At 64.5% G+C, this 794-nt stretch carries 1 protein-coding gene; it reads left to right on the top strand.

Annotated elements, in window-relative coordinates; genetic code table 11:
• Positions 1–794: glycosyltransferase family 39 protein (locus DVK06_RS16770; protein ID WP_147438151.1), on the top strand; the 794-nt coding region annotated here is incomplete at both ends.

Below are 794 nucleotides of genomic sequence, written 5' to 3'. Positions count from 1 at the left end.
GCAGGCGGCGATGCTCTTGGAGGGCAAGCTATTTCTCTACTCCGGAGCGCTCGCGGAGGCCGTCAGGCCGTGGTTCTTCATCGTTCAAGAGACCGCGAGCGCACCCGGTGGGGTCCAACTGTACTCGAAGTATTCGCCCGCGGTTCCGGCGCTGTTCGCCCTTGGTCTCGCCGTCGGCTTACCGAATCTCCTCTTGGGCTGCGTTGCCGCGGTGACCGCAGCACTCGTCTATATCCTCACCGCAGACATCTTCGCCCGCCAAACAGGCATCGTCGCGGCGGGCCTCCTCGGCCTCTCGCCACTGTTCCTCCTCACGTCGGCGACGTTCCTCGCGTACGCGCCGACGACGATGCTCAATCTCGGGTTCGCCGTCTGCTACGTCAGGGCTGCCCGCCGCGATTCGTCGGGCTACGCCGTCGTCGCAGGCACGCTCATCGGTTTCGCGCTCTTCGCGCGGCCCTACACTGCGCTCTTGTTCGCCCTCCCGTTCATAGGACACTCCCTGTGGGCGCTTGCGACCGCCCAGCGAGTCGGAACGGGCTGGGCCGTCTTTCGCCGATACGTCGCTATTGCCCTTCCCGGACTGGCGTTTGTCGGGCTGACGCTCGCCTACAACGCAATCGTGACGGGTGACCCGCTTACGTTCCCCTACATCGCGTTCGCTCCGCACGACGGCATCGGGTTCGGCAGGCGAGAAATCCTCGGCTACGACATCACCTACACGCCCGCAATAGGGGTCGAAACGGCTATCGAAGCGCTCGATATGCTCACAACTCGGTGGGGACCGATGGGAT

Source organism: Halorubrum sp. Atlit-28R, from assembly GCF_003665955.1.
Classification (GTDB): domain Archaea; phylum Halobacteriota; class Halobacteria; order Halobacteriales; family Haloferacaceae; genus Halorubrum; species Halorubrum tropicale.
The sequence above is the reverse complement of the archived record's forward strand: the minus strand, read 5'-3'. Positions and strand labels throughout refer to the sequence as shown.